Annotated in this window: 27 protein-coding genes; 12 read left to right on the top strand and 15 right to left on the bottom strand. The window is 66.7% G+C overall.

Annotation, left to right across the window (positions count from 1 at the left end):
* Nucleotides 1–39: 39 nt before the first annotated feature.
* Nucleotides 40–603 carry a YbhB/YbcL family Raf kinase inhibitor-like protein gene (locus UK23_RS39430; RefSeq protein ID WP_196778085.1) on the bottom strand — a complete coding sequence of 188 codons (564 nt, stop codon included), beginning with the start codon at nucleotides 601–603 and terminating at the stop codon, nucleotides 40–42.
* Between the two features lie 172 nt (nucleotides 604–775).
* On the opposite strand from UK23_RS39430, the gene UK23_RS39425 reads away from it, so the two are divergent.
* Complete coding sequence (locus UK23_RS39425) at nucleotides 776–2,260, top strand: S8 family peptidase (RefSeq protein ID WP_045316896.1); 1,485 nt, start codon at nucleotides 776–778, stop codon at nucleotides 2,258–2,260.
* 51 nt (nucleotides 2,261–2,311) lie between these two features.
* Here UK23_RS39425 and UK23_RS39420 read toward each other — a convergent pair whose 3' ends face one another.
* The 3 genes from UK23_RS39420 to UK23_RS39415 all read right to left on the bottom strand — a co-directional run bounded on the left by UK23_RS39420 (nucleotide 2,312) and on the right by UK23_RS39415 (nucleotide 6,248).
* Nucleotides 2,312–5,194 (bottom strand): PQQ-dependent sugar dehydrogenase, encoded by a 2,883-nt coding sequence (locus UK23_RS39420; protein WP_082115347.1) that lies wholly within the window; start codon nucleotides 5,192–5,194, stop codon nucleotides 2,312–2,314.
* Nucleotides 5,195–5,442: 248 nt separating this feature from the next.
* Nucleotides 5,443–5,595 (bottom strand): hypothetical protein, encoded by a 153-nt coding sequence (locus UK23_RS52230; RefSeq protein WP_156213714.1) that lies wholly within the window; start codon nucleotides 5,593–5,595, stop codon nucleotides 5,443–5,445.
* A 71-nt stretch (nucleotides 5,596–5,666) separates the two neighbouring features.
* Nucleotides 5,667–6,248 carry a TetR/AcrR family transcriptional regulator gene (locus UK23_RS39415; RefSeq protein WP_045316902.1) on the bottom strand — a complete coding sequence of 194 codons (582 nt, stop codon included), beginning with the start codon at nucleotides 6,246–6,248 and terminating at the stop codon, nucleotides 5,667–5,669.
* 73 nt (nucleotides 6,249–6,321) lie between these two features.
* Here UK23_RS39415 and UK23_RS39410 point away from each other — a divergent pair, with 73 nt between their 5' ends.
* The 3 genes from UK23_RS39410 to UK23_RS39400 all read left to right on the top strand — a co-directional run bounded on the left by UK23_RS39410 (nucleotide 6,322) and on the right by UK23_RS39400 (nucleotide 9,097).
* Nucleotides 6,322–7,122 (top strand): SDR family NAD(P)-dependent oxidoreductase, encoded by an 801-nt coding sequence (locus UK23_RS39410; protein WP_045316894.1) that lies wholly within the window; start codon nucleotides 6,322–6,324, stop codon nucleotides 7,120–7,122.
* 63 nt (nucleotides 7,123–7,185) lie between these two features.
* Complete coding sequence (locus UK23_RS39405; protein WP_030470246.1) at nucleotides 7,186–7,779, top strand: TetR/AcrR family transcriptional regulator; 594 nt, start codon at nucleotides 7,186–7,188, stop codon at nucleotides 7,777–7,779.
* A 31-nt stretch (nucleotides 7,780–7,810) separates the two neighbouring features.
* Nucleotides 7,811–9,097: a cytochrome P450 gene (locus UK23_RS39400; RefSeq protein WP_045316893.1), complete on the top strand. Its 1,287-nt coding sequence runs from the start codon at nucleotides 7,811–7,813 to the stop codon at nucleotides 9,095–9,097.
* A 159-nt stretch (nucleotides 9,098–9,256) separates the two neighbouring features.
* On the opposite strand, the gene UK23_RS39395 is transcribed toward UK23_RS39400, so the two are convergent.
* Entirely contained in the window at nucleotides 9,257–10,726 is a 1,470-nt protein-coding gene (locus tag UK23_RS39395; RefSeq protein ID WP_045316892.1) for a peptide MFS transporter, read from the bottom strand.
* A 148-nt stretch (nucleotides 10,727–10,874) separates the two neighbouring features.
* Between UK23_RS39395 and UK23_RS39390 the strand changes: the two genes are divergently transcribed.
* Together UK23_RS39390 and UK23_RS39385 are read left to right on the top strand one after the other, a co-directional pair.
* Nucleotides 10,875–11,438 (top strand): TIGR03086 family metal-binding protein, encoded by a 564-nt coding sequence (locus UK23_RS39390; RefSeq protein ID WP_045316891.1) that lies wholly within the window; start codon nucleotides 10,875–10,877, stop codon nucleotides 11,436–11,438.
* Between the two features lie 85 nt (nucleotides 11,439–11,523).
* Nucleotides 11,524–12,186 (top strand): glycoside hydrolase family 75 protein, encoded by a 663-nt coding sequence (locus UK23_RS39385; RefSeq protein ID WP_045316890.1) that lies wholly within the window; start codon nucleotides 11,524–11,526, stop codon nucleotides 12,184–12,186.
* A gap of 355 nt (nucleotides 12,187–12,541) precedes the next feature.
* On the opposite strand, the gene UK23_RS39380 is transcribed toward UK23_RS39385, so the two are convergent.
* Nucleotides 12,542–12,988 carry a GNAT family N-acetyltransferase gene (locus tag UK23_RS39380; protein ID WP_156213713.1) on the bottom strand — a complete coding sequence of 149 codons (447 nt, stop codon included), beginning with the start codon at nucleotides 12,986–12,988 and terminating at the stop codon, nucleotides 12,542–12,544.
* Nucleotides 12,989–13,005: 17 nt separating this feature from the next.
* Complete coding sequence (locus UK23_RS39375; protein WP_156213712.1) at nucleotides 13,006–13,506, bottom strand: DUF4262 domain-containing protein; 501 nt, start codon at nucleotides 13,504–13,506, stop codon at nucleotides 13,006–13,008.
* Between the two features lie 103 nt (nucleotides 13,507–13,609).
* Here UK23_RS39375 and UK23_RS39370 point away from each other — a divergent pair, with 103 nt between their 5' ends.
* Nucleotides 13,610–14,467 (top strand): helix-turn-helix domain-containing protein, encoded by an 858-nt coding sequence (locus UK23_RS39370; protein ID WP_082115344.1) that lies wholly within the window; start codon nucleotides 13,610–13,612, stop codon nucleotides 14,465–14,467.
* Complete coding sequence (locus UK23_RS50845; RefSeq protein WP_082115343.1) at nucleotides 14,439–14,603, top strand: DUF397 domain-containing protein; 165 nt, start codon at nucleotides 14,439–14,441, stop codon at nucleotides 14,601–14,603. Before UK23_RS39370 ends, UK23_RS50845 begins: the two co-directional genes overlap by 29 nt.
* Here the strand turns inward: UK23_RS50845 and UK23_RS39365 are convergent.
* On the bottom strand, nucleotides 14,575–15,360 hold the full coding sequence (locus UK23_RS39365; protein WP_045316887.1) for an SDR family NAD(P)-dependent oxidoreductase: 786 nt from the start codon (nucleotides 15,358–15,360) through the stop codon (nucleotides 14,575–14,577). The genes UK23_RS50845 and UK23_RS39365 overlap by 29 nt on opposite strands.
* A 35-nt stretch (nucleotides 15,361–15,395) precedes the next feature.
* Here UK23_RS39365 and UK23_RS39360 point away from each other — a divergent pair, with 35 nt between their 5' ends.
* Nucleotides 15,396–15,965, top strand: a complete 570-nt coding sequence (locus UK23_RS39360) for a TetR/AcrR family transcriptional regulator (RefSeq protein ID WP_045316886.1) — start codon at nucleotides 15,396–15,398, stop codon at nucleotides 15,963–15,965.
* Nucleotides 15,966–16,033: 68 nt separating this feature from the next.
* Here the strand turns inward: UK23_RS39360 and UK23_RS39355 are convergent, their stop codons facing one another.
* The 4 genes from UK23_RS39355 to UK23_RS39340 are packed head-to-tail and all read right to left on the bottom strand — an operon-like array spanning nucleotide 16,034 to nucleotide 18,378.
* Entirely contained in the window at nucleotides 16,034–16,783 is a 750-nt protein-coding gene (locus UK23_RS39355; protein ID WP_045316885.1) for a YebC/PmpR family DNA-binding transcriptional regulator, read from the bottom strand.
* Nucleotides 16,780–17,412, bottom strand: coding sequence for a pyridoxal 5'-phosphate synthase glutaminase subunit PdxT (pdxT, locus tag UK23_RS39350; protein ID WP_045316884.1), 633 nt, complete (start codon nucleotides 17,410–17,412; stop codon nucleotides 16,780–16,782). The genes UK23_RS39355 and pdxT overlap by 4 nt, the downstream gene beginning before the upstream one ends.
* Before the next feature lie 10 nt (nucleotides 17,413–17,422).
* Nucleotides 17,423–17,791 carry a PPOX class F420-dependent oxidoreductase gene (locus UK23_RS39345; RefSeq protein WP_045316883.1) on the bottom strand — a complete coding sequence of 123 codons (369 nt, stop codon included), beginning with the start codon at nucleotides 17,789–17,791 and terminating at the stop codon, nucleotides 17,423–17,425.
* Nucleotides 17,788–18,378 (bottom strand): dihydrofolate reductase family protein, encoded by a 591-nt coding sequence (locus tag UK23_RS39340; protein ID WP_045316882.1) that lies wholly within the window; start codon nucleotides 18,376–18,378, stop codon nucleotides 17,788–17,790. The genes UK23_RS39345 and UK23_RS39340 overlap by 4 nt, the downstream gene beginning before the upstream one ends.
* A 79-nt stretch (nucleotides 18,379–18,457) precedes the next feature.
* Here UK23_RS39340 and UK23_RS39335 point away from each other — a divergent pair, with 79 nt between their 5' ends.
* The gene (locus UK23_RS39335) at nucleotides 18,458–18,910 is read left to right on the top strand and encodes a winged helix-turn-helix transcriptional regulator (protein ID WP_045316881.1); all 453 of its coding nucleotides are present in this window, start codon (nucleotides 18,458–18,460) and stop codon (nucleotides 18,908–18,910) included.
* Between the two features lie 17 nt (nucleotides 18,911–18,927).
* Here the strand turns inward: UK23_RS39335 and UK23_RS54255 are convergent, their stop codons facing one another.
* The 3 genes from UK23_RS54255 to UK23_RS39320 form a co-directional block, all read right to left on the bottom strand.
* The gene (locus UK23_RS54255; RefSeq protein ID WP_082115342.1) at nucleotides 18,928–19,224 is read right to left on the bottom strand and encodes a hypothetical protein; all 297 of its coding nucleotides are present in this window, start codon (nucleotides 19,222–19,224) and stop codon (nucleotides 18,928–18,930) included.
* 122 nt (nucleotides 19,225–19,346) lie between these two features.
* Nucleotides 19,347–20,693 (bottom strand): amino acid permease, encoded by a 1,347-nt coding sequence (locus tag UK23_RS39325; RefSeq protein WP_231114880.1) that lies wholly within the window; start codon nucleotides 20,691–20,693, stop codon nucleotides 19,347–19,349.
* Between the two features lie 140 nt (nucleotides 20,694–20,833).
* Entirely contained in the window at nucleotides 20,834–22,021 is a 1,188-nt protein-coding gene (locus UK23_RS39320) for a trans-sulfuration enzyme family protein (RefSeq protein ID WP_045316879.1), read from the bottom strand.
* Nucleotides 22,022–22,095: 74 nt separating this feature from the next.
* On the opposite strand from UK23_RS39320, the gene UK23_RS39315 reads away from it, so the two are divergent.
* On the top strand, nucleotides 22,096–22,536 hold the full coding sequence (locus UK23_RS39315; RefSeq protein ID WP_330770544.1) for an Lrp/AsnC family transcriptional regulator: 441 nt from the start codon (nucleotides 22,096–22,098) through the stop codon (nucleotides 22,534–22,536).
* Nucleotides 22,537–22,732: 196 nt separating this feature from the next.
* A partial coding sequence (locus UK23_RS39310) for a non-reducing end alpha-L-arabinofuranosidase family hydrolase (RefSeq protein WP_045316898.1) occupies nucleotides 22,733–24,020 on the top strand: 1,288 nt, incomplete at its 3' end.

Genomic DNA, 24,020 nt, shown 5'->3' with positions numbered 1-24,020 from the left:
TCTGACACCCTGGGTTCTTGCTGACCCGACAAAACACTACTAGGGCTTGGCGGTCGAGAACCCGGCCAGCTTCGCCTGACCCACCGCCGCCTTCTTCGCCGCGGCTTCCACGTCAGCCACCTTCGAGTTCTTGTTCAGGCCCGGCAGCTTCGCCACCTTCACCGCGTAGAGCGTGAACTCGTACTTGTGCTTGGAGCGCGGGCAAGGCCCGAAGAACTGCTCCGAAACAGACGCGTTGCCCATCGCCTTCTGATGCGCGCCCTTCAGCTCGGGCTCCACGACGTCGTAGCCCTTCTTGAGCCCCTCGGGCAGCCCGACAGCAGCCGCCGGGATGTCCCAGGCCGCCCAGTGCTTGCCGCCGTTCGACGTGTCGATGAAGACCAGGGCGTAGGAGGCGGCCTTCACGTCGCCGCCGGTCCAGGCGAGCGGCGGGGAGATGTCGTTGCCAGCGCCGTGGTCGCCGGCGCACGAGTACTTGTCCGGGATGTTGCCGTTGTTCTTGTAGGCCGTGCTCGTCAACGCCAGCGGAGCCGGAGCGGCGACAGCAGGGGCAGCCACAGCGAATGCGGCCAATGAGACAGCGGCCACGAAGAATTTACGCACGAAAGAACCTCCAGTTGAACGGGCGGCGGAGGTTTCCGACAACAGACATGTGACCACATATAGGTGACCGATGCAATACGGCGAGTGAGCATTCGTGTACTACTCTCCGCGATGAGTTCGCGTATCCGCCGCGTGAGCAGAGCCTTTTGAGACCCGTTCACAAGGGAGAACAATGCGGAAATTCCGGATCGGACTCGCCGCCGCAGTTGTGCTATCAAGCTTCACCACCCCAGCACAAGCCTCCGAGGACACCTACATCGTGGTCCTCAGGGAGCACATCCTCACCGCGAACGTCACATCTCAATACGACGTGAGCGTCCGCCACACATATTCATCGGCGCTGAACGGATTCTCCGCGACGATGACCGCGCAGAAAGCCGCGGACCTCGCCAAGGACCCGAACGTCGTACGAGTCCAGCGCAACAAGACGCACACCATCAGCGACGCCCAGAACAACCCGCAAGCCTGGGGACTGGACCGCATCGACCAGCGCACCCTGCCGTTCGACCAGACCTACTACTACTCGACGGACGCGGCCAACGTGCACGCGTACATCGTCGACACCGGCATCCGCGCCACGCACCAGCAGTTCGAAGGGCGCGTCAAAGAGGGCTTCGACGCCATCGACAACGACAGCAACCCCGACGACTGCCACGGCCACGGCACGCACGTCTCGGGCACGGTGGGCGGCAAGGACTACGGCGTCGCCAAGAAGGTCACACTGCACGGCGTCCGCGTCCTCGACTGCAAGGGCTCCGGCACCACCGAGCAGGTCGTCGCGGGCATCGACTGGGTCACCAAGAACGCGCAGAAACCCGCCGTGGCCAACATGTCCCTGGGCGGCGACAAGGACGACGTCCTCGACGCGGCACTGAGGAAATCAGTCGAATCCGGAGTCACGTACGCGGTCGCGGCGGGCAACAGCAACGGCGACGCGTGCACGCAGTCACCAGCGCGAGAGCCAAGCGCGATCACGGTCGGCGCGACGGCACGCGACGACAGCCGCGCCTACTTCAGCAACTATGGGACGTGCCTCGACATCTTCGCGCCCGGCCTGGGAATCCTGAGCAGCTGGAAGGACTCCGACACGGCCACGCTGGACGCGTCCGGCACGAGCATGGCCTCGCCGCACGTCGCCGGAGCCGCCGCGCTCTACCTCGCCAAGAACCCGGCGGCCACCCCGCAACAGGTCCGCGACGCCCTCGTCAGCCAAGCCACCGGAGACAAGGTCACGAACCCAGGATCCAACTCCCCCAACAAGTTGCTCTTCACGAACCACGGCATCGTGCCGCCGCCGCCCACCCCCGGCTGCGGCCGCAAGACCAACGAGAACGACGTGCAGATCCCGGACGCGGGCGAGTACGTCGGCACGGCGATCCGGTACGCGGGCTGCAAGGGCAACGCCCCCAAGGCCACCAAGGTCGAGGTGACGATCAAGCACTCCGCCCAGAGCGACGTGCGGATCGAGCTCGCCGGGCCGAGTGGCCGCACATACCTGCTGAAGGCCAACGGCACCGGCACCAAGTTCCAGCCGTACTACACCGTCGACCTCTCCGGGGAGACCAAGAACGGCACCTGGCAGCTGCTCGTCCGCGACCGCAGCGAAGGTGACGCCGGCACGCTCGAAGGCTGGGCGATCACCCTGCCCAAGAAGTAACGTGAAAAGGCGGGGCCCCGCAGGAGGCCCCGCCTTTCACGCGCTAACCCATCACGTCGAAGCGTTCGACCGCCCGCGCAGCACGGTGTTGGCCGTGGACGCGTTCTTGATGGCCGTTTCGATCTGCGCCATCGTCGACGACGAAGTGATTCCCGGAACCACGTTGGTGTTCAACGCGTACAAAGTGAACGTGTACGGGTTGGTGGAGCCACCGGGACACGGCCCGAAGAACTTCTGCGAATTCGCACCCGAGCCCATGGCCTTCTGCTTGGCGCCACCCTGCCCGGGAACGGTGAAGCCCGCTCCGAGATTCTCCGGCAACGAAGAAGCGGTCGCCGGAATGTCCCAGATCGCCCAGTGCAACTTGTTGCCGTTGTTCGCCCGGTCGGCGAACACAATGGCATAACCAGCCGCACCGGTGGACGCACCCCACGCCAACGGAGGCGAGGGATCCTGACCGGCCACACCGTCACCCGCACAGGTGTACTTGGCCGGGATCATCGCGTCGTCCGCGAAGGCGGACGACGTCAGCTTGAAGCCACCGGGCGGGTTGCCGCCCGAGTACTGGATGTCGATCAGCAGCACGCGGTCGTTGTTCGCGGTGCCGTCCTTGTCCGTGGTGGTGGTCAGCCAGATGTCGCCGTCGTGATCGACCTCGACCGTGCGCAGACGGTCGTAGGTGCCCTGGAAGTACACCTTCTGCTCGACGAGCGTGTCGCCCTCGATCCGCATCCGGTAGACGCGCTGACCCACCGTCGTCGCCACGAACACGTGGTCGTTGATGATCGTCAGGCCGGAAGGCGAAGCCGACGACGTCGACCAGGTCTTCTTCGGCGCGATGGTGCCGGAGCAACTGCCCTGGGTGCCCTCGCACTGCGGCCAGCCGTAGTTGCCGCCCTTGGTGATCAGGTTGACCTCGTCCAGCGAGGAGTCACCGAACTCTGCCTCCCACAGCCGGCCCTTGGAGTCGAAGTCGAGGCCCTGCGGGTTGCGGTGCCCCTTCGACCACACGGCGTTGCCGAACGGGTTGTCCGACGGGATCGAGCCATCGAGGTTGATGCGCAGGATCTTGCCGTTGAGGGAGTTGTTGTTCTGCGGGTTGTTGTCCGGGTTCTGCGCGTCACCGACGGACACGTACAGCTTGCCGTCGACCGGGCCGTAACGCAGGCGGCCACCGTTGTGGTAGCGGCTCTTCGCCAAGCCCTGCAACAGGATCTGGTACGTGTTCTGGACCAGTGCGCCGTTCTCGTACTTGATCCGGATGACGCGGTTGCCCTCGGACGCCGTGTGGTAGACGTACAGCCAGTGGTCGGTCGCGAACGACGGCGAGACCTCGAGGCCGAGCAGGCCGCCCTCACCGTTCGTGCCGACGGCCTGGCTGATCTTGCCCGCCAGCGTCTTCTGGCCGCTCTTGGTCAGCCGGTAGATGTTGAACGTGTTGCGCTCGCTGAACAACGCGGAGCCGTCGGGCAGGAACACCACGCCCCACGCGACGTCCACACCGGACGCGATCGTCGACACCGCACCGGGATCAGGCGTGCCGGTCGGCCCACCAGCGGCCGGAGTCACCTTGATCTCGTTGGACAGCCCGGACTGGTTGTTCTTCGCGTCCTTGGCCAGCACGCGGAACGCGTACTCGGTACCGGTGGTCAGACCGGCCACCGTCGCCGAGGTGGCGTTGCCGTCGGCGGCCTGCTTGGCCACCCCGTTGACGTAGATCTCGTACCCGGTCACGCCCACGTTGTCCGTGGAGGCGTTCCAAGCCAGGTCGACGGAAGTGGCGCCCTTGCCCGTCGAGCGCAGGTTGCCGGGAACCGAGGGAGCCTCGTTGTCCGGCGGCGCGGGCTGGGTCTTGCCGAGGACGTTGTTCGACGCCTGCGACACGTTGTTGGCCGCGTCCTTCGCGAACACGGTCCAGTCGTACTCGGTCTCCGGCTGCAGGCCGGTCGCGGTCGCTTCCAGCACGTTGCCAACGCTCTTCACGTGCTGGCCGTGCTGGTAGATCTCGTAGCCCGTGACACCGATGTTGTCCGTGGCCGCTTCCCACTTCAGCGAGACCGTGGTCGACGTCGACGAGACGAACTGCAGGTTCTTCGGCGGCGTAGGCGGTTCGTTGTCCACCGGGCCGAGCCGGACCGCGGAGATCTTGTCCGCGTTCGGGCCGCCGTTCGCGGTCGTGGCCGTGGCGCGGATCTTGTTCGCGCCGGCCTTCAGCACGACCTTCGCCGTGCGCGTCTGCCACGTCGTCCACACGCCGGTGCTGGGGAACGACACCGTCTGCGCGGCAGCACCGTCCACCGTCACCGAGACCGGGCGGTCGACCGTCGTCCCGTTGGCGTACCGGAACGTCAGCTCGTGCTCGCCGGCCTGGTCCGCGGTGATCGTGTACTCGACGTACGAGCCCACCACGTTGTCGTAGTTGACGAATCCGGTGCCGGAGAACCCGGCGTGGTTCGACTCGACGACACCCTGGCCGATGGTCGCGTTCTCCGCCTCCTGCTCCAGGGCGGGAACGGCGTTGATCTCCTCGACCTCGACGTAGTCCAGGTTCGGACCGCCCGTGGCACCGGTGGCCGTGAGCTTGATCGTGTTGGCACCCGCGTTCAGGGCCACGGTGTTGTCGACCGACGTCCACCCGGTCCACGTACCGGTGCTCGCGAACGCGCGCTCGTCGACCGCGAGGCCGCCGTTGACGCTCACGTCGACCGGCCGGTTGTCCGCGGTTCCGTTGGCGTAGCGGAAGACCAGCTTCGCCTGCCCGGCCTTCGACGCGTTGACGGTGAACTCGACCGAGCTCCCCGCGACGTTGTCGAAGTTGACGAAACCGCTGCCGGAGAACCCGGCCCAGTTGGACTCGACGACGCCCTGCGAGATCGTCGCGCTCTCTGCTTCGTACCTGACGGGCGCCGCATGAGCGCTCTCGGATACCGACATCACTGCGATGGTTGTCGCGAACGCAACACCCATCGTGCCGAGCGCGCGTAACGCCCGACCTCTGCTCGGTGCCACTGTTGTGCCTCCCACAAGACGGGTAGGGGGGATCACTCAACGCGGCGGCGGAATTCAGTTATTGAATAGAAAGTTTCCTGTCTGTCGCGCAGATCACACCATCGCATGACAACCTCTGTCAATCCCCAGTGCGAAGTGCGGGAAAGCGCTTACCGAACCCGTGCCGGGGTCCGTTACAGGTCCCGGTTCTGAGCCAGAGCGGCGATGAGATCGGTGACCGTCCGGCTCACGAGCAGATCGACCAGGTGGACGCCTGTCGACTCACGCCGCTGCCACCCGAGGCGCTCCGCGAGCGCCGACAGCTTGATGATCTCCTGAGTCGTCATGGCGCGTGATCATCTCAGGTCGGTTCCCCTGCGCCACTCGGACACGCGACGCCGAACGGGCAACATCAACCTCACGCGTGGCGGACGGCCTGCACGGCGGTGTCGTAGAGGTCGAACAGGTCGGCCCGCCCGCCCAGGCGCACCCATTCCTCGTTGGCCGTCTGCAGGCAGATGATCGCGGCGGCCGCGATCGCGCGGGCCTGCAGAGCGCGGCGGCCGGAATCGGGCAGTCGTGGCTCGATCAGCGGCGCGAACAGGTCCTGCCAGCGGGCTTGCTTCTCCGCGTGGCCGGCGCGCAGGGAGTTGTTGCCGAACAGCAGCGTGATGAACTCGAGGCGTCCTTCGGCCGTCATGTCGATCTCCTCGAGCACCTGGAACGCCGCACGCAGCGCCGTCCAGGCGTCCTCGCCGGCCGGACGCTCCGCGAGGCGTGCGGCGATCAGTTCGCCCTGTTCGGCCAGGCTGCCGAGCGCCAGGTCCTCCTTGTTGCGGAAGTAGTTGAACAAGGTCCGCCGGGAGACGCCCGCGGCGACGGCGACCTCTTCGAGGGTCGTGTTGTCGTAACCCTTGGCGGAGAACAGCTCGATCGCCGTCCGGGCGAGCAACGAGCGGACCACGGAGCGGGTCTGTTCCCGAAGAGGTTTCTGGACCATGCACAGATGGTACGTCACATCACACCGTGCACTCTGTTGCACTCAGTGCAAATCCGTGCGTACAGTGAATGACATGAGCAGAATCGACTACCGCCGCCAGACCGTCATCGTCACCGGCGCCAGTTCCGGCCTCGGCGCCGAGTTCGCCCGCCAGCTGGCCGGCCGCGGCGCGAACCTCGTGCTGGTCGCCCGCCGGGCGGACCGGCTCGAGAGCCTGGCCGCCGAACTCACCCGCGCCCACGGCGTCACGGTGACCGCCGTCGCCCGCGACCTGGGCCGGCCCGACGCCGGCCGCACGCTGCGCGCCGAACTCGAGTCCCGCGGCATCCACGCCACCGGACTGGTCAACAACGCCGGCTTCGGCACCCACGACGCGTTCACCGACGAGGATCCCGACCGGCTGCAGAGCATGATCGCGCTGAACATCGCCTCGCTGGTCGACCTCAGCCGCGCCTACATCGACCCGCTGAGCCGCATCGACAACGGCGTGCTGATCAACGTCGCGAGCCTGCTGGGCTTCCAGCCGACCCCGTACATGAGCGTCTACGGCGCCACCAAGGCCTTCGTCCTCAGCTTCACCGAATCGCTGTGGGAGGAGGCCCGCGGCACCGGCCTGCGCGTGCTGGCCGTGAACCCCGGTGCCACCCGCACCGAGTTCTACGACGTGGCCGGCAGCCAGTCCGCCGACTACGGCACGAAACGGGCGACGCCCGAGCAGGTCGTGAAGATCGCGCTCGACACGCTCGACCGCCGGTCCGCGCCCCCGTCGGTGATCACCAACGGCCGGCCGCTCGCCATCCTGAGCAAGCTCCTGCCGCGCCGCTCGATGGTCCGGTTCATGGGCTGGATGGCCCGTCGCGGAAGATCACACTGATGGAGCCGTCCAATCCGTACGTACGGATTGGATTTCCCGTCCCTGCCCTGCGACCATCTGCAGGTGCCCAGGGTGAGCCAGGACCACCTCGACGCCCGCCGCCGTCAGATCCTCGACGGTGCGCGTGCCTGCTTCGCGCGCCACGGCTACGAGGGTGCCACGGTACGCCGTCTCGAGGAGGCGACGGGACTCTCCCGCGGCGCGATCTTCCACCACTTCCGCGACAAGGAGTCGCTCTTCCTCGCTCTCGCCGAGGACGACGCGCTGCGAATGGCCGACGTGGTGGCCGAACAAGGCCTCGTCCAGGTCATGCGCGACCTTCTCGACGAACCGGAGAAGCGGACAGAAGAGCACGCGGCGGACTGGCTGGGCACCCGTCTGGAAGTCTCCCGCAGGCTCCGCACCGACCCCGACTTCCGGGCGCGCTGGGCGGAACGGTCAGAGCAACTCACCGCCGCCACCCGCCAACGCCTCATCCGGCAGCGCGAAGCCGGCAACCTGCGTGACGACGTCGACGTCACCGTCCTGACGAGCTTCCTGGAACTGGTCCTCGAAGGCCTGGTCTCGCACCTCGCCATGGGCCTGCCCGCGGACGACATGGAGCCGGTGCTCGACCTCGTCGAAGAAACCGTGCGCCGGCACCGCCGGAGCTCTTGAAGCTTCTTCACGTAAGCCGCAGGGTGGACCCATGTCCACGCTGAAGACCGCCGCCCAGTTCTTCGCAGTGCGCACACTCCTGCGCGGCTATGCGCTCATCGGTGACCCGTACGCCAAGGTGATCACGTCGCCGCCGAACAGGGACCCGTACCTGATGTACGAGCAGGTGCGCGCCAAGGGCGACATGGTCCGCAGCAGGATGGGCGCGTACGTCACGACGTCCCGCGAGATCTGCGACTCGGTGCTGCGCGACGGCCGGTTCCTCACGATGACGTTCGACGAGGCGTCGATGGTGCCGATCACGCTGGTCAAGGACGGCGAGAAGATCGTCAACCCGGTGCAGGACTCGTTCCTGATGATGAACCCGCCGAACCACACCCGGCTGCGCAAGCTCGTCCAGCCGTTCTTCACCCCGCGGGCGCTGAAGGACCGGACCGAGTCCATCCAGAAGATCGTCGCGAAGTACCTCGACGGGCTGGACGGGCACTTCGACGTCGTCACGGAGTTCGCGTCCCAGGTGCCCATGCAGGTCATCGCGGACCTGCTCGGCGTGCCCGACGACGACAAGCCGACCTTCGCCCGTTGGGGCAGCGCTCTCGCGGAGACGCTCGACGGCGTGTGGTCGCACAAGCAGCTGAAGAACCTGCACGACACGATCATCGAGTACAACGACTTCATCGACGTCCTGATGGACGAGCGCCGCCGCAACCCGCAGAACGACATCGTCAGCCACCTGCTCACCCAGCACGCGGACCTCAGCCGCGAGGATCTCGTTGCCACGACTGGGTTGTTGCTGTTCGCCGGGTTCGAGACGACGGTCAACCTGATCGGCAACGGCGTGCTGAAGGCGTTCGAGAACCCGCACACCATCGCGCCGCTCGCGCAGAGCCCCGAGTACGCCGAGGGGTTCGTCGAGGAGGTGCTGCGGCTCGACCCGCCCGTCCAGTACACGATCCGCTGGCCGAAGGAACGTCTCGAACTGGCGGGAGTCTCGCTCCCCAAGGGCATGCCCGTGATGCTGATGCTCGCGGCGGCCAACCGGGATCCGCGGGTCTTCTCCGACCCGCTGAAGTTCGACCCGACGCGGTCCAACGCGCGCGAGCACCTCGCGTTCAGCGCGGGCATCCACTACTGCATCGGCGCGGGGCTCAGCCGGATCGAGGGCGCCATCGCGTTGCACGAGCTCTTCAAGCGTTTCCCGAACCTCGCGCCGGACGGTCCGGTGTCGCGCCGGAAGTCGAAGCTCATCCGCGGCGCGTTGCGACTTCCGGTGCGGGCGAACGAAACCAAACGGTCACTGGCCGTGAAGTCGAGCTGACTTGGGGCGAAATCCGTCGCAGCACGTGCTCGACTTCACCTGTCTGGAGCAATGTTCGTGCCCCAATGACACATCTCCGTAGTGCATCCTTGAAGGCAGAGAGGGAGACCCGCCGCACCGCCGCCGCGACGGGCCTCCCTCTCGCCTTGTGCCAAGGACTTACTCGACGCCCGCCATCAGCTTGCGGATCGCCGGAGCGGCCACGGCCAGCGCGACACCGAGCACGACCGCCGCGCCGCCCAGCGTGAAGAAGTACGCCGACGGGCTCGTCGTGTAGAACTTCACGAGCTGCGCGGCCACACCGGTACCGGCCGACACCGCGAGGAACCACAGGCTCATCGTCTGCGACGCGAACGCCTTGGGCGCCAGCTTCGTCGTGACGGACAGGCCGACCGGCGAGAGCATGAGCTCACCGCACGTCATGATCAGGAACATCACGACCAGCCACAGCGGCGTCACCTTGCCGTCGGCGGCCGAGTTGCTCGCGAAGTACATGAGCACGAACGACAGACCGACGAGCACCAGCGCACCGGCGAACTTGCGCGGCGTGGACGGCGCGCGGTCGGCCAGCTTCAGCCACAGCCACGCGAACACCGGCGCCAGCACGATGATCATGATCGGGTTGATCGACTGGAACCAGGCGATCGGGAACTCCCAGCCGAACACGTGGTTGTCGACGTGCGAGTCGGCGAACTCCGCGATGACCGACGCGCTCTGCTCGAAGATCAGCCAGAACATCGCGGCCGCGATGAACAGCGGGATGTACGCGAGAACGCGCGGCTTCTCGACAGGCAGCGTCTTCTTGCTGCGCAGCATCACGGTGAAGTACGTGATCGGCAGGACGATCGACATGATGCTGATCATCAGGATGACGCCCTCGACGTCACCGAGCACGTACGACAGCACGGCCAGCGCGGCGATCACCACGACGACGCCGGCGATGAGGCCGTAGATGCGGCCCTTCTCGGCCGCGGGCAACGGGTTCGGCGCCACGGCGGCCGACCCGCGCAGGTGCTTGCGCCCGATGCGGTACTGGATCAGGCCGAGCGCCATGCCGACCGCGGCGACCGCGAAGCCCGCGTGGAAGCTGATGCCGTCCGCGAGCGCGCCGGTGATCAACGGCGACACGAAGCCGCCGATGTTGATCGCCATGTAGAAGACCGTGAAGCCGGCGTCGCGACGCGTGTCGTGCTGCTCGTAGAGGCCGCCGACGACCGTCGAGATGTTCGGCTTGAGCAGACCCGTGCCGAGGACGATGAAGATCAGGCCCAGGTAGACGCCCGTGATGCCGATGGGCAGCGCGAGGCAGATGTGGCCGCACATGATCAGCACGCCACCGATGAACGTGGCGCGCTGGCCGCCCCACACGCGGTCGGCGAGCCAGCCGCCCGCGACACCGGACATGTAGACCGCGGTGCCGTAGATCGCCACGACGGACAGGGCCAGCGTCTTGTCGACGCCCAGCCCGCCCTCGGCCACGGCCGTCCACAGGTAGAGGCCGAGGATGGCCTTCATCCCGTAGTAGGAGAACCGCTCCCAGAGCTCGGTGAAGAACAGCGTGGACAGGCCTCGGGGGTGACCGAAGAATCCCTTGTCCTGTGCGGAGATGCTGGCGCTAGGTGCGCTCACGTCATCGTCCTCTCGTGTCAACGTTGTCACGGCGGATCCGGTGCACATTACGCCGAACGCTCGTACGGTTAGAAATCAGGGTTGCGTCCGAGTGGTCCAACTCTCACGCCGGGGTGCGGGATCGAGCGGGATTTGATGCACTGCTGGGATGGACTTGATCCAGGCGCACGGGTTGGCCATGACGGAGTTCGACCGACGGGTGCGGGCGATCGCACCGGAACAGTGGGTGCTCGGCACGCCCTGCCGGGAGTGGTCCGTCAGAGACCTCGTCGGACATCTGGTCTACGAACAGCTCTGGGCTCCTGAGTTGCTCGCCGGCTGCACCGTCAAACAGGTCGGGGACCGGTTCGACCACGACAACCTGGGCGACGACCCGCTGGTGTCCTGGGTCGTGGCGGCCGCGGCGGCGCGCGAGGCGTGGCTGGAACCGGACGCGTTGTCCAAGTCCGTGAGCGTGTCGTGGGGGTCGATCGACGCCGAGGAGTACTGCTGGCAGATGACGACGGATCTCGCCGTGCACGCGTGGGATCTGGCGCGCTCGATCGGCGCGGACGAGCGGCTTGACCCGGACCTTGCCTCAACGGTCCTGGCGTACGTGGAACGGAACATCGGAGAATGGGGCGAAACTTCGATGTTCGACTCACCAGTACCGGTCGCGCCGGACGCAGATGCCCAAACGCGACTAATAGGACTGCTGGGACGTAAGCCGTAGCCCCTTGACGCGTGTTGCTTAAGTTGCGCAAAGTAGTGCCACCGCCGCCTTTAGTCAGGAAAGTTACCTGTCGAAAGAGGTGGCAATGCGCAAGCTCGCCCCAGGGCTTTTCGCCGTGTCCGCACTCGTGGCCTCCGTCCTGGCATCCCCTGCCGCCCAGGCCGCCGGTCCCAGCGCGTCGCAGCTGCTGGCCAAGCTCACGTCCTGCTCGCAGATCTCGAACGGCAAGTACCGCAGCGACACCGAGACGTCCGCGAACATCCCGGTCTGCGGCAAGAACGGCGCCGTTTGGTACAAGGCCGACCTGGACGTGGACTGCGACGGCCAGGTCACGTCGAAGTGCAACAAGAACACCGACCCGTGGTTCCAACCGGACACCGCCTTCCACGACTCGAAGGGCAAGCCGCTCGTCGCGGACAAGCTCCCGTACGTGGTGGTGCCGTCCGCGAGTGGCACGTGGGACTACCGCAAGTTCGGCATCCAGGGCGGTGGCGTCGTGGCCGTCATCTACAACAACAAGGTCGAGTACGCCGTTGTCGGCGACACGGGCCCGACGAACATCATCGGTGAGGCTTCCTACGCCACCGCCGTCGGTCTGGGCATCAACCCGGACCCGGAGAACGGCGGTTCGGACGGCCCGGTGCACTACATCTACTTCAAGAACTCGAAGGTGTCCCCGATCGAGGACCACGGGAAGGCCACGTCGCAGGGCGAGGCCCTGGCCCAGAAGTTCCTCAACGAGAACTGAGTCATCGGGTGAACTGAGTACTTGAAGCGCCCCGTCCCGCATCCCCCTCTGCCTCCTGCGAGGCGGGGCGCTCCTCCCCCGATCGCGGTCTCCCGCATCCCCCCGGAGTGGTTGACCGCAGGTGCATTTCTACAGGCAGATCGTTGTCCGGTGTCGAAGCGGTTTCAGCGGACAACGAGCTCCTGACAACGTTTTGGTCTCTTGGCACCCAACAGCGCCAGCCCCGGCGCCGGATGCGCCGGGGCTGGCGGGTGCCGGACGGATCAGCCGACGTGTGATCGACGTCCGCACCGGTGGTTGGTCGTGGGTGGACCGCTTCAGACCCTGCCAGTCGCGCGTGACCGGCCTCTGAACGTCAGATGACCTTCTGCTCCAGAGTGACGCACCTGATACCGACGGCATCGAGGTGTTCACGGGTCCGGACAAATCCGGCACTCTCGTAGAACTTCAGGTTCCCGTCACTCTCCGCCCCGGTGAAGAGCCAGACGACTCTTACCTCCGCGGGCGCGAGTGTGCTGATGCCTTCGAGCAGCCGCCTGCCGACACCCGCGCCTTGGATGTCCGGTGCCACCGACAGCCGGGCGATCTCCATGCGGTCCTGCTCGATGCGGCTGCGCACCGAGCCGATGAGCCTCTGCCCGTCGAACGCTCCGAGCGCGGGCGTGCCGTCCTTGAGGTGCCTGGTGATCTCGTCGAGGGTTTCCACGAGGGGTGGCAGGTCCCACGCCCCGTACCTCCTGGCCTCTTCCAGGTAGGCGGCGCGCTGAACCGTGAGGACCTGACCGGCGTGCTCTGAAGTCATCGGTCCGATGTGGACGTTCACGGCCCGGTGACCCCCGGCGTCCAGCTCTCCGGCAACCCGCTCTCCGTGAGGATCATCTGGTGGTCGTGGAACCCGGCCGGCGCGTCGGGCTGCCACGGCCACTGCCCCTGCGGCGTCGGCACGATGAGCTGGATCGCCGCGAACTCCGACCCGTCGTAGAGCAGGTACGCGCTCCCGAAGAACTCCGGGTAGAACCCCTTGTAGACCCGCTCGACCGTGATCGGCACCCCGTCGAAGAAGTTGTTGTACAGCTTTCCCGGCACGAACCTCTCACCATTGCTGGCCCGCACCACGTACATGTTGATCAGGTTCTCGCCCATTCCCTGCGGCAGCCCGATCACGACGGCCTCCGCGACGCCGAACCGCCGCCACGCCCCCACCGAGAACACATATCCCGGGCCCTCGGCGTCGGGGTTCACGACGATGTTGGTGTGGCCGTGCCGGTCGGCGGCGGAGAGCAGCCGGGCACGCAGTTCGATGTCTTCTTCGGAAAGCACGGTTCCCACCCTACGACTTAGAGCAGCTCCAAGGCTCCCACCTTCAGGCAGATTTGAGGCGAAACGATGGAGTCCACACCGGTTCGACTCCTAGCTTTCCTCCATGCCCAAAAGAGAATCCAGCGTGGTGGGGCGCGAGTTCGGAAACGGCGTCCGCGCCATCATCGGACGCACGGGGCTCACCCAGCGCAGGCTCGCCGAGTTGCTCGGCTGGCAGGAAGCCAAGATCTCGGACCTGCTGGCAGGCAAGGGCGGCGTGACCGAACTCGAGGTCGCCACCCTGCTCGCGTACTGCCGCGCGACCGTCGCCGAGCGGGACTACCTGCTCGCGCTGTTCCGCGAGTCCGGGAACGTCTGGCTGCAGATGCCGGAGGACGGCGTGCCGGACCAGGTCCGCACGCTGATCGAGCAGGAGAAGGAAGCCAACGAGATCATCTGCTGGTCGATGGTCCTCGTGCCGGGCCTGCTCCAGATACCCGAGTACGTCCATGTCGTCACCTCGGCCGCTCCTGTCGACGCCGAAGACGTTCCGACTGTCGTCGCCGCGAGGGTCGCCAGAGCCCAAATCCTTGAGCCGGGGCGGACGTTCACCTTCTACATTCACGAGCAAGCGTTGTGGCTGCCCGTGGGTGGCGACGAGGTGTGGCGGGAACAACTGTGCCACCTGCTGCGCCTGTCCGTCCGGAGGTACGTGAGCATCCGGATCATCCCGCGATCGATCGGCATGCACGCAGGTACGTCTGGCGACTTTCGGGTGATGAAGTTCCCGAAGTACCCACCGGTCGTCTACGTGGAGAGCGTGAAGTGCTGCCTCTTCTTCGATGACAAGGAAACCGTCGACGTCTACGAGAACATCCTGAAGGCCCTCGCAGCCGTCGCCCTGGATGAGGAAGAATCGAGGGCGGTGATCAACAGCATCTTGGAGGCCTCGGATGACCACCTGGCGCAAGAGCACCTATAGCGGCACCGGCGACAACTGCGTCGAAGTCGGCCACGGCGTTGGCATCCGTGACAGCAAGGCTCCGGCCACTCACCTGCCCGTCTCGGCAGAGGCGTGGACCGCCTTCCTCAAGGACACCGTGGCTCCACACCGGTGAGTTCAACGCTCTCTTCCCACACGCGGGCAGCCAGCTCGCGATCCGCCAGCTGACCGCGCACGGGTTCGGACCGCGGCTCACCCCGTAGCCCGAACACGCGCGGCCCCCACATCTGACCGCCTTTCACGTCCGGATCCAGCACCGCCCGAACCGCAGGCCAGGCGCCGGCGTCCTTGCCCTGCAACAAGAGCGAGGCCGGAAACGTGATCGAGTCCAGTGCGCCGCCGGGGTGGTTGACGACGCTCACCACATCGCGTCGGCGCCGGTCGAGCTCGAAGCCGAACAGCATCTGCGCCTGTTTGGACCTGGCATAGGCGTCGTCGGGTTTCACGGTCTTGCCCCTGAGGCTGCCCGTGGTGATCACGCGGCCCCCGGCGAGCAGCGGCATCAGCCAACTGACCAGCACGAAGTGCCCGAGGTGGTTGGTGCGGTACATCAGCTCGGCGTCGTCGACCATGACACCGGCGTTGCAGACCACCGCGTCGAGGCTGTCGAGTTCGTCGGCCGAGGCCTTCAGCGAGTCGAGGTCCGCGAGATCGAGCCGTAGGTGCCGTACGCGCGCATCGGGCACCACGGCACGGATGGACGCCATCGCCGCGTCGGCCTTCTGCGCGCTGCGGCTGCCCAGGACGACGGTGGCGCCGGTGGTCGCGAGCTGTTCGGCGACGTGGTAGCCGATGCCCGCGTTCGCACCCGTGACCAGGAAGGTCTTCCCCTCGGCGCGCGGCAACCGGTGAACGTTCCAGCGAGTCGTCATACCCACACCATAACCGGAGTGACTATGATTTCGTCATGACTCCGATCGGACGCCGCGAACGCAAGAAGGCCGCGACCAGGGAAGCGCTGGCGAACGCGGCGCGAGAGCTGTTCCTGGAGCGCGGGTTCGACCAGGTCACGGTCGCGGAGATCGCCGACGAAGCGGACACGGCGGTGTCGACGCTGTTCGCGCACTTCCCCGGCGGCAAGGAGGCGCTCGTCCTGGGCGACCGAACCGAACGCGAGCAGTCGCTGACCGCAGCGGTGAAGGAACGGCCAACGGGAGTCTCGATCCTGCAGGCGCTGCACGACTTCCTGGCGACGCGCGGCCCGTTCGACCCCGATCCGAGGCGCCAGGACACGCGGCTCGCCGATCTGGTGGTCGCGACCCCGGCTCTGCGCGCCTACGCCAGGTCGCTGTGGACGAGCTGCGAAACCGCCTTGGCCCAGGTCATCGCCTCGGAAACCGAAGCCGACGAGTTCTCGATCAAGCAGCTGGCCCGGTACGTCCTGGAGATCCCCGACCTGGCCGGCACCGAACCCGACCCGCCCGCCGCCCTGTCCGCCGCGTTCGCCCGCCTGCGCCGGGCCTGGCCCAACCTCTGAAAACGATGAAGGGAACCATCATCCACGTCAGGTGGATGATGGTTCCCTTCATCGTTTGCTCGGGAGGGTCAGCCGACCTCGGCCATGACCTCGTCGGAGACGTCGAAGTTCGCGAAGACGTTCTGCACGTCGTCGCAGTCCTCCAGCGCGTCGATCAGCTTGAAGATCTTCTTCGCGCCCTCGACCTCGAGCTGCACCGACACCGACGGCAGGAAGCTCGACTCCGCCGACTCGTAGTCGATGCCCGAGTCCTGCAGCGCCTTGCGGACCGGGATCAGGTCGCCCGCCTCGGACACGACCTCGAAGGCCTCGCCCAGGTCGTTGACCTCCTCGGCACCGGCCTCGAGCACCGCCAGCATCACGTCGTCCTCGGACGTGCCCGCCTTCGGCACGATCACGACGCCCTTGCGGCTGAACATGTACGCCACCGAGCCGGGGTCGGCCATCGAGCCACCGTTGCGCGTCATCGCCGTGCGGACCTCGGTCGCGGCGCGGTTGCGGTTGTCCGTGAGGCACTCGATCAGCACCGCGACGCCGTTGGGGCCGTAGCCCTCGTACATGATCGTCTGCCAGTCGGCGCCGCCGGCCTCTTCACCGCCGCCGCGCTTGCGGGCGCGCTCGATGTTGTCCAGCGGCACCGAGTTCTTGCGGGCCTTCTGGATCGCGTCGTACAGCGTCGGGTTGCCATCCGGGTCGCCGCCACCGGTGCGGGCCGCCACCTCGATGTTCTTGATCAGCCGCGCGAAGAGCTTGCCGCGCTTGGCGTCAATGGCGGCCTTCTTGTGCTTGGTGGTCGCCCACTTGGAGTGGCCGCTCATTTCTCCTCCGAACCAGTCAAACCACGAACCATGTCCACGAACAGGCGGTGGACGCGCTCATCCCCCGTGAGCTCCGGATGAAACGCCGTGGCCAGCACGTTGCCCTGCCTGACCGCGACGATCCTACCGGCGGCGTCGCCCGCCTCAGCCGTAACGGGCACCGTAGCGAGAACCTCGACGCCCTCGCTCACCGCCTCCACCCACGGCGCACGGATGAACACGGCGTGCACCGTCTCACCGGCCAGGTCGAGGTCCGTCTCGAACGAGTCGACCTGCCGCCCGAAGGCATTCCGCCGCACGGTGACGTCCAAACCACCGAGCTGGTGCTGGTCCTCGCGGCCGTCGAGCACGTTGTTGGCCAGCAGGATCATGCCCGCGCACGACCCGTACGCCGGAAAGCCCGCCTTGATCTTGGCGCGCAACGGCTCGAGCAGCTCGAAGTTGTCCAGCAGCTTGGAGATGGTCGTCGACTCGCCCCCGGGAATCACGATGCCGTCGAGCTCGTCGAGCTCCTCGGGCCTGCGGATGGGCCGTGCGGTGACATCGCACTTGGCGAGAGAGATCAGGTGCTCCTGGACATCGCCCTGCAGGGCGAGCACTCCGATGACGGGTGGGGCAGCGACAACCATGCCGACCAGCTTATTTGAGTCCCGGTTCGATGAGCGCGACCACCCGCTCCTCGTCACGCGAGTAGGGCGCGCCGATGTACTTCTGAGCGATCCGGTCGACGACCTCCCAGGCGGCGTCGCCCTCCAGCCACTCGACGACCCGGCCGCGCAGGATGATGGGCCGGAAGGGGTTGTCCGCCTCGGTCAGGGAGATCGCGACGCGCGGGTCGCGCCGCAGGTTGCGGGCCTTCTGGCTGCGCGGACCGGTCATGATCGCGATGTGGTCGCCGTGCGTGGCCACCCACAACGGCACCGAGTGCGGCGACCCGTCGGGCAGGACGGTGGCGAGGTGGGCGAGCGAGGTGCCGTCGAGCACGCGGCGGAGGTCGGCGTCGATCATCGCTGCACCTCGTAACGGACGTGGGTCACGCCGGGCGCGGGAACGACTTCGACGACCGAAAGCCGCACGTGCTTCGGCAGCGCCTGGAAGAACGGGCGGCCCTCACCGAGCAGGATCGGGACCTGGTGCAGGATCACCTCGTCGACGAGGCCCGCTTCCAGGGCCGACGCCAGCACTCCGCCGCCCATCAGGCCGACGTCCTTGCCTTCAGCCAGTTCCAGGGCCGTTTTGATCGCGTCCTCGACGTTCGTCGCGAGGGTCTGACGAGAGGTGATCTCCGGCGCCGGGCGGCTGCTCAGCAGGACCATTTCCGCCTTCGGATGCGGACTGCCTCCGCCGAAGTGCTCGGAGTCCTCGTAGGTGTTGCGGCCGGCCACCACCGCACCGACCCGTGCGGCGAGGGAGTCGAAGACGGGTGCACTCGCAGCGCTCAGCTTGAAGCCGTCGAACACGGCGCTTGGCGTGTCGCCGTCGAAGTACCAGTCGAAGAGCATCCCGCCGTCGCCGAGCCCGCGGCCCGGTCCAGGCGAGCGACCCGTGATGTACCCGTCGGCCGACACCGAGTGAGCGCTGATGACCTTGCCCATGATCGCCTCCTTGAGTTCCTTGAGGGAACCCTAGCAGTCTGAAGTTCCCTAAGGGAACCCCAAGCGCTAAACTCGGAGCATGCAGAGGACGGACTTCAGCAAGATGGCGTGCTCGATCGCGCGCACGCTCGACGTCATCGGGGAGCCGTGGTCGCCGCTGATCCTGCGTGACGTGTGGGTCGGCATGAGCCGGTTCGAGCAGCTCCAGGCCGACCTCGGGATCTCCCGCAAGGTCCTGACCGAGCGCCTCAACCACCTCGTCGACCACGGCGTGCTGGAGCGCCGCCCGTACGACAACCGCCCGCGCTACGAGTACGTGCTCACGCCGAAGGGCAGCGAGCTCGTCGACCTGCTCATGGTCATGGTCGGCTGGGGCGACAAGCACCTCGCGGGCGAGGCCGGGCCGCCGGTCCTCTACCGCCACCACGCGTGCGGCGAGATCAGCAGCGTCGAACTGTCTTGCGCCAACTGCGGCAAACCCATGCACGCCAACGATGTCGACGTGCTCGCCGGCCCCGGCTCAGCCGTGTGAGCCGGGGGTCCTGGACGTCAGTGCTCGTCGTAGTGCCCGTTGTGGGCCGCGTGCCGGTGTCCGTCGTGGACGTAGTCGACGTGGTCCGCGTGTGGGAGCGCCACGTGACCGCATCCGTCGCCGTGTGCGTGGTCGTGGGCGCCGTGCTCGTCGTGGCCTTCCGGCTCGCACTCGTCGAAATGACCGTCGTGCTCGCGGTGGATGTGTCCATCGTGGACGTAGTCGACGTGGTCGCTGTGCGGCACCCCGACGTGTCCGCAGCCGTCGCCGTGGACGTGGGAGTGCTCGAGGTGTTCGAGGTGGCTCGTTGTCATGGGACCAGGCTGCTCCGACTCGCCGCGGACCGCGTTCCCAGCCGCCCGACCGGGTGATACCCAAAAGCCGCGAGCCGCCCCCTTCGTGAGGGGACGGCTCGCGATTGTTCACCGCACGACGGTCAGTCGACGGAGACCAGTTGCTCCCTGGCCGGTCCGACGGGCTGGCGCGACTTCACGAAGCGCCACCCGAGGAACAGCACCAGGACGAGACCCGGGATGGACCAGAACGCGATCCGTTCCGCCTCACCGGACGAGAAGGCCATCTGCCCGACCACCAGGGCCAGGAAGGCCAACGTCAGCCAGCCCGTGTACGGCGCGCCCGGCATCCGGTAGGACGGCCGTTCGATCTCGCCGCGCAAAGCCTTCTGCCGCAGGCGCATCTGGCAGATGATCAATGTGGCCCAGGTCGACACGACGCCCAGCGACGCGATGGCGATCGCGATGTCGAACGCGTCCTTCGGCACAGTGTAGTTCAGCACCACGCCGAGCACGTAGGCACCGGCGGTGAAGAGGATGCCGCCGTAGGGCACGTGCCGGGAGTTCATCCTGCCGGTGATCGCGGGCGCCTCGCCCTTCTGCGCCAACGACCTCAGGATCCGGCCGGTGGAGTACAGGCCCGAGTTGCAGGAGGACAGAGCCGCGGTCAGCACCACGGCGTTCATGATGTCGCCGACCGCCGGGATGCCCAGCGCGGAGAACACGGTCACGAACGGCGACTCGGTGCCGGTGTAGTGGTCCCACGGCAGCAGCATCGTCAGCAGCAACACGGAACCGACGTAGAAGATCGCGATGCGGTAGACCACGCCGTTGATGGCGCGCGGCATGATCTTCTGCGGGTCCTTGGTCTCACCCGCGGCGATACCGACGAGCTCGATGGCCGAGTAGGCGAAGATCACGGCCTGCAGGGTCATCAGGGCGACGCCGAAGCCGGCCGGGAACAGGCCGCCGTGGCCCAGGGTGTTCGTCACCGAAGCCGTCGTGCCGCCGATGTCGGCGTGACCGATCACCAGGCCGATGCCCGTCACCAGGAACACGACGATGGCCGTGACCTTGATGACCGAGAACCAGAACTCCAGCTCACCGAAGAGCTTGACGGACAACATGTTGATGGCGACCAGGACCACCAGTGCGATCAGCGCGGTGATCCACTGCGGCAGGCCCGGGAACCACTTGTGCATGTAGATCGCGACAGCGGTGATCTCCGCGATGCCGGTCATCGCCCAGTTGAGCCAGTACAGCCAGCCGGACGCGAAACCCGCCCACGGGCCGATGAACTCGCGGGCGTACTCCACGAAACTGCCGGCGACAGCGCGGTGCAGTACGAGCTCGCCCAGCGCGCGCATGACGAAGAACGCCGCGATTCCGCACACCGCGTAGGAGAGGATCAGCGACGGCCCCGCCGTGGCGAGGCGTCCGCCGGCACCCAGGAAGAGGCCGACGCCGATCGCGCCACCGATGGCGATCATCTGCACCTGGCGCTTGCTCAGCGACTTGGTGTAGCCGTCCGCATCAGTTTCCACAGAACTCACGAGGAGGTTCCTTCCGAAAACGGAAAATTGCTCGCATCGGAACCTCCCGCGCCCCGATGCGCTGATGCGTCGGAACCTTAGTGAGTGGCGGTCATCACCAAGTAATCACCTGGGGAAGGCTTAACGTAAGCGACATCACACAACGCCTTGTTCAGGTCGTCCCAAATGTCTTCGACATGCTCAAGTCCAACTGAAATGCGCAGCAAATTCTCCGGAACGCCCGAAGCGCGGAGTTCCTCACCGGGTACCAGGCGATGGGTCAGTGCCCACGGGTGCTCGATCAGCGTGTCGACCGAACCGAGCGACACAGCCGGCGTGATCAACCGAAGCCGCCGCACGATGTCCGTCGGATCGCCGTGGACGCCGAACGCGATCATCGCGCCTGTCCCCCGCATCTGCACCGACGCGGACGGGTAGCGCACGAACTCCACGGCATCGTGCTCGGCGAGCCGCGCGGCCAGCGTCGAAGCGCTTCGAGAGGCCGCCTCCACGCGCAACGGGAGCGTCGAAAGGCCTCGATGCAGCAGGTAGCCGCCCAGCGGGTGGAGCACCGCGCCGGTGATGATCCTGACCTGCCGCAACGCCGCTGCCAGCGCGTCCGTGCAGGCCACGACGCCGCCGAGCACGTCGCCGTGCCCGCCCAGGTACTTGGTGCCGGAGTGCAGGACGTACGAGGCGCCGTGCAGCGCCGGGTTCTGCAGGATCGGGGTCGCGAACGTGTTGTCGACCATGACCGGCACGGATCCGGCCTGGCGGACGACGTGCTCGATGTCGACGACGTCGAGGTTCGGGTTCGCGGGTGTCTCGACGACGATCAGCCCGGTGTCCGGCCGGATCGCGGACGACACCAGGCCTGCTTCGACATAGGTGGTGGAGACGCCCAGGAGACCGGACGACAGCAGGTGGTCGGTGCCGCCGTAGAGCGGCCGCACGGCCACGACGTGCGGCTTTCTGACCAGCACGCACGCTGCCTGGATCACCGCGGTGACCGCGGCCATGCCACTGCCGAACGCGACCGCGGTCTCGGTGTGCTCGAGCTTCGCCAACGCCTGCTCGAACCGCGCCACGGTCGGGTTGTGCAGCCGCGCGTACACGGGCGACGAGGCCTGTGCGGCGCCGGTGGCCCACACACCCAGTGCTTCCCCGCCGAGTGCCTGGTCAGGCACGGGGTAGGTGGTGGACAGGTCGATCGGGGGTGCGTGCACGCCCAGCTCCGCGAGGTCGTCGCGGCCGCCGTGCACTGCGATGGTCTCGATGCGCGTCATGGCCGGAATGGTGGAGACTTCCTCGTCAGAACGGTCGCTGAACCGCAGTGGATTCGATGGAACGGAGATTCGCCGTGTTGGATTCGATCGACGAGGCCATCGTGCGGGAGCTGCGGAAGGACGCGCGGCTGCACAACAAGGACCTGGCCGAACGCGTGAACGTCGCGCAGTCCACGGCGGTCGTGCGGCACCGGGCGTTGCGGGAGCGCGGGGTGATCACCGGATATCACGCCGAGGTCGATCTGGGCGCACTCGGACGGCACGTGCAGGCGATGCTGGCGCTGAAGATCCGTCCGCACACCAAGGAGATCGTCGACCCGTTCATGGCTTATGTGCTGTCGTTGCCCGAAACTCTTGCGCTCTCCCACGTGACAGGTCCGGAAGATTTCCTAGTGCATGTCGCGGTATCGGACGTCGGCCATCTGCAACGACTCGTTCTGGACAAATTCACCAGTCGGCGAGAGGTGACAGAGGTTCATACGAATTTGCTCTTTTCGCACGTTCGCAAGCACTGATCCCGGCCCTTTCGGACAGCGGGGCTTGAGACCCGCGGACCCTGACCGGCCCGTCATGTTACTTGCCGGTTACATCTTGACGCGATGGATGTTATCGCTCACAGTCTCTACGACCTCAGACCCCAAAAGTTCCTGCCCTGGTCGTTCTCGAAAGATGTTAGCGCTAACACTTCGCTCCTGACGAAGGGAATTTGCCATGCCGGTTGGGTTTGCGAGCACGAGATGGCGTCGCCGGTGGCGGTCCGGCTTGGCCTCGGCGGCGGCCATGGCGGTCGTGGGCGGGTTGCTCACGGTGGTCCCGACGGCGGCTTCGGCCGCCACTGTGGACACCTCCGCCTGGTACGTGCTGCTGAACCGCAGCAGCGGCAAGGCGCTCGACGTCAACGGCGCCTCCACCGCGGACGGCGCCGGCCTCATCCAGTGGAGCCGCAGCAACGCCAACAACCAGCAGTTCCAGTTCGTGGACGCCGGTAGCGGCTACTACAAGCTGCGCGCGCGGCACTCCGGCAAGGTCGCCGACGTGCAGGGCGGCTCGGCCGCCGACGGCGCCGGCATGGTGCAGTGGACCGACAACGGCGGCGCCAACCAGCAGTTCCGCCTCGCCGACTCCGACAACGGTTACGTCCGGCTGCTCAACCGCAACAGCGGCAAGGCCGTCGAAGTGCAGGGTGCCTCGGCCGCCGACGGCGCCGCCGTGGTGCAGTGGAGCGACTGGAACGGCAGCAACCAGCAGTGGCAGCTCGTCCGGGTCGACGGAGGTGGCGGCACCTGCTCGCTGCCGTCGACGTACCGCTGGACGTCGACCGGCCCGCTGGCGAACCCGAAGTCCGGATGGGTCTCGCTCAAGGACTTCACGAACGTCGTCTACAACGGCCAGCACCTCGTCTACGCCACCACGCACGACACCGGGTCGGCCTGGAAGTCGACGAGCTTCAGCCCGTTCACGAACTGGTCGGACATGGGCACCGCCACCCAGAACTCGATGTCGTTCGGTGCCGTCGCGCCGACGCTGTTCTACTTCGCCCCGAAGAACATCTGGGTGCTCGCCTACCAGTGGGGCTGGCCGGACACGTTCTCCTACCGCACCTCGACCAACCCGGCCGACCCCAACAGCTGGTCCGCGCAGCAGCAGCTGTTCACGGGCACCCTCCCCAAGGGAGCGCCGATCGACCAGACGATCATCGGCGACGGCACGAACATGTACCTGTTCTTCGCCGACGACCTCGGCAACATCTACCGCGCGAGCATGCCGATCGGGAACTTCCCCGGCAGCTTCGGCGCGAGCTTCACGAAGATCATGAGCGACACCGAGGCCAACCTGTTCGAAGCGGTCGAGGTCTACAAGGTCAAGGACCAGAACCAGTACCTCATGATCGTCGAGGCGCGCGGGGCGAGGGGACGCTTCTTCCGCTCGTTCACCGCCACCAGCCTGAACGGCTCGTGGACCCCGCAGGCCGACACCGAGAGCAACCCGTTCGCGGGCA

It is taken from the genome of Lentzea aerocolonigenes (genome assembly GCF_000955955.1).
Classification (GTDB): domain Bacteria; phylum Actinomycetota; class Actinomycetes; order Mycobacteriales; family Pseudonocardiaceae; genus Lentzea; species Lentzea aerocolonigenes_A.
This window is presented reverse-complemented; position numbering and strand designations above follow the sequence as displayed.